Here is a 3618-nt window from a genome sequence, read left to right as displayed (position 1 = left end):
GCCTCGGCCTGCGCCCACTGCTTCTGGTTGCGATAGGTGCGCGCGACCGTGGCCAGCGCCTGGGCCGTCAGGTCGCGGTTGCTGCCTTGGGCCTCGTACACCTTGACCACTTCGGCGTCCTGGCCGGCCCAACCGGCGATCACCAGATGGTCGCTGACTTGGCCGGGCGTCTGGCGCTCGGCGGGCAGCTGACGCAATTGCGTGAGCGCGGGCGTGAAGTTGCCGTTGCGCGCCTGGATGATCAGGGCGTCATAGGCCGGGTCGGCCATGGCGAAGGTGGGGATCAGCAATTGGCTGCACAAGGCTGCTCCGATGAACAGTCGCAACCGGCCTGAGGCACTGAGTGGTAGGTTTTGCAACATATCGTGAGCTTCCTTACACACGGAAAGCGTAACGATAGGTGGTCCTGAGCAAATTGCGTCAGGGTGTCGGCGTCGCGTGACCCGACCTGGCTTTCCTGTAGGAACTATCCCTGACACGCGTGGGCAAAAGGGCAATTCAGAACAATTGTTCAGAATTGCCCAAGCATCTGAAATACGAATGGGGGAGCGGACTTGCCTGCGATAAGGGTGTGCCAACCGGCGAACGCGCCGGTCGTTTGACCCCTATCGCGGGCAATCCCGCTCCCCCATTATTTATTTCAGGGCGGCGACTAAATCGTTACTGCGCGCCGCTCACTGCACCGACTTTGCCCATTACAAACCCGATAAATTGCTCGACGGTCATTTTCTGGCCGTTGAAGGTCACTTCATTGTTGGCGTAGTGCAGTTTGGACACTACGTCGCTGCCCACCAGGGTCGCCAGCTGGGTACCGACGGCCATGCCGCTGACCATCTCGCTGGCCATCTGGGATTGCTGCTCGATGGCTTTAGGGTCGGTCACGCCACCCACTTGGGCTTGCAGGGCGGCAACGTCGGCGATCATCGGCTTGGACAGGGTCAGGTTGGCATCCAGCAGCGACACCATCTGCTTGCCCAGCTCAACCGGCGGCAGCTCCATGGACGCAGGCTTGGCCAGGTCCACCACCAGGTTGAACTTGCTTTCGCCGTGGGTGGTTTTCAGCGACAGGTTTTCCAGCGCGAAATGCGGCTTGGCGGCCAGCAGCTGGTTGACGTTGGCTTCGGCCAGGGTTTGCTCGGCTTCGGTCAGTTGCAGCTCCGGCACCGGTTGGCCGGCGGCGGCAGCGGCTTGTACCGGTTGCATCTTGTCCTGGTACAGCTTGGTCAGCAGCAGCGCAGAAGGTACATCGATGTTCTTCACGCTTACGGCCATGGCCGCAGAGCCAACCGGTTTGCCTTGGTAACCGATCTCGTCGATTTTGTAATCGACGCGGCCTTGCATGTTGTTGTCTTTGATTTCGCTGGTGTCTTTCTGCTCGAAGCCCTTGAGCGTCAACACGGCCTTCTGCGGGCCGAACGTGAACTTGCTGTCGCTGAGCTCAACCGTGTTCTGGCCGGTATAGAAGCCGAAGGTGGATTTTTCCAGGTTGCTGGCGACGGTGAAACCGCCCAGTTCGCCTTCGAATGGCGTGCCATTGGCATCGACCGCGGCCACCTTGAGGCTGTTCATGTAGCCATCAGCCTTGACCTTCTGGCCTTCGGCGGTGCTGTCGAAGTCCAGGTTGGCGCCGGAGAAGCTGACCGAGGACGTGTCGTCCTTGAACTCCAGAGGCAGCAGTTCGACGTTGCCGTTGACCGAACGGCTGTAGCCGATATTGGCGACGCCTTTGAGCGGCGACACATCCTTGGCGGCAGCGAACCATTTTTCGGTGGTAGGGTTTTTCTCAAGCGAAAAGTGACTGGTGGCCATGACCGGCAGCCATTTCAGCGACACCAGGCGCGAGAATGGCAGCGGGCCGTGTTCGATATGGTCGACAAACAGCAATTCGGGGTCAGGGTTCTGCTCGCCGAACACCGAACCCTGGCCCTTCAGGCGATAGTGCGCGGTGCTGCTGAACAGGCCACGGTCCAGGGACACCAGTTCCAGGGTCGCGGTGCCGTCGACGCCGGCCATGGAGCGCTGCAGTTCCTTGTTGGCGTCTTGAACTGCCGTTTGCAGCACGGGCTCCAGTTGCTTACCGGTGTACCAGGCGCCGCCTGCACTGACGACGCCGACGGCGACAACGAAACCCAAAAGAACAACTGCTGGCTTATTCATGAAGTGACCTGATCAAATCCTGTGAGAAGTGGGCTGTCTTCCATGAACCCCGAAGGAGTTGGCTCAAGCCCGCCGAAAGCGGGGGAAGATTAGCACTGGCGGCCGCGAACGGCCCAGCTTTTCAGAGGGGTAAGACCTGCAGTTGGTTCACCAGGCGGTTCAGGAATACTCCAATTCGAACGCGTCGAGCTGGTGATCGAAACTCTTCAGGCGTGCGGTCCAGGTGTACACCAACACCTCAAACTCGCGGTGGATCACAGCATTGCCCGGCGTGTCAGCCTTGGGGTCGCAGAAATCCAGCTGGTAACGCTCACGCGCCATCTGGGTTGCCACGTCGGATAATTCCCGCGCGTTATTAAGCCAATGCCTACCATCGGCGACCTGTTGGTCGAGGGCCGCGCACTGTTTTTTCAAGACTTCGAGGCTTTTTTCCAAGGGCGTGCCGGTGAGGTCGCCCATGACTTCCTGGAAGGTACGCCCGGGCTGCCAGTAGCTGCCCCAGAAATAGCGGTCGAACACGGTTTCAACCCGACGCAGGGCAACCTTGGTGTCCCAGATCGCCACGCGGGTCTTGCCTTGTTCGAGGAGCTTTTTCTTTACCCGTTGGTTTTGGTAGGAGGCCCACGCCACCACGCCAATCGACAAGGTGCCAATCACCAGGCACGCGCTGTCGAGAAATACCATGGCCTTGTCGATTTGATGGGCGAGCATGACGCCGTAGAAATAGGCAGCCGATAACAGCACCAGTGCGAAACACACGCACCAGAAAGCGGGAGCATAAGGGTTTTTCATTATTGGAATCCCCATGAGCAAACGCGAGCAGTGTCAGGCGAGTCGCCACGGCAACTCGCCCTTCAAAGCATAGCTACCTGCTCAGGGTTTGCCGGGCTGTGACGCTTGCGTTCGTCCGCTTTCCCAGCCGCCGCCCAGGGCCAGGAACAGATCGATCTGGCTCATCGCAACCTGAGTGTTGGCGGCGGCCAGTTGCGCACGCACATCGGTGTAGGTGCGGGTGGCTTGCAGGTCGGCCAGGAACGACGCGCGGCCGGCCTGGAAGAAGCGGTGCGTCTGGTCTGCGGCTTCCCTGGCGGATTCACCGGCGTCGCTCAGGGCGTCGCGGCGCTGCAGCTGCGCAGTGTATTGCGCCAGGCCGGTCTGGGTTTCGCGGATGGCGTTGAGCACCACCCCGTCAAAGTGCGCCAGGGCACCCTGGGTCGCGGCTTCGGCTTCGCGGATGCGCGCGCGCGCACCGTTGGTCGGCACGGTCCAACTGATCAGCGGGCCAAAGCCCCAGCGGTTGGTGGCCGGCGTGCCGAGGTTCTCGAGCAGGCCAACGGTGCCCACGGTGGCGCCGATGCTGATGTCCGGGTACAGCGCACCCGTGGCCACGCCGATACGTGCGGTGGCGGCCGCCAGTTGGCGCTCGGCCTGGCGCACATCAGGGCGACGCTTGAGCAGGGC

The 3618-nt window shown here is 61.2% G+C and carries 3 protein-coding genes and 1 pseudogene; all 4 read right to left on the bottom strand.

All coding sequences use genetic code 11. From position 1 onward, the window contains the following. Positions 1-362, bottom strand: a pseudogene (locus WBR57_RS28280) (poly-beta-1,6 N-acetyl-D-glucosamine export porin PgaA); the annotation flags it as partial. A gap of 298 nt (positions 363-660) precedes the next feature. Continuing rightward, positions 661-2157: a YdgA family protein gene (locus WBR57_RS28275; RefSeq protein WP_424088560.1), complete on the bottom strand. Its 1497-nt coding sequence runs from the start codon at positions 2155-2157 to the stop codon at positions 661-663. A 159-nt stretch (positions 2158-2316) separates the two neighbouring features. Continuing rightward, entirely contained in the window at positions 2317-2949 is a 633-nt protein-coding gene (locus tag WBR57_RS28270) for an NADH:ubiquinone oxidoreductase subunit N (RefSeq protein ID WP_424088558.1), read from the bottom strand. Positions 2950-3030: 81 nt separating this feature from the next. Next, positions 3031-3618, bottom strand: a 588-nt coding sequence (locus WBR57_RS28265) for a TolC family protein (protein ID WP_424088557.1), incomplete at its 5' end; no start/stop codon positions are given.

The sequence above is a fragment of the Pseudomonas sp. genome (assembly GCF_049590575.1).
In the GTDB taxonomy this organism is placed as follows: Bacteria; Pseudomonadota; Gammaproteobacteria; order Pseudomonadales; family Pseudomonadaceae; genus Aquipseudomonas.
Note: the sequence above shows the minus strand (reverse complement) of the source record. Positions and strands in the feature narration are given on the sequence as shown.

What these genes read in the sequence shown, in the direction of transcription:
- WBR57_RS28275 (WP_424088560.1), bottom strand. Translation starts at nt 2,157, where the DNA reads ATGAATAAGCCAGCAGTTGTTCTTTTGGGTTTCGTTGTCGCCGTCGGC.
- WBR57_RS28270 (WP_424088558.1), bottom strand. Translation starts at nt 2,949, where the DNA reads ATGAAAAACCCTTATGCTCCCGCTTTCTGGTGCGTGTGTTTCGCACTG.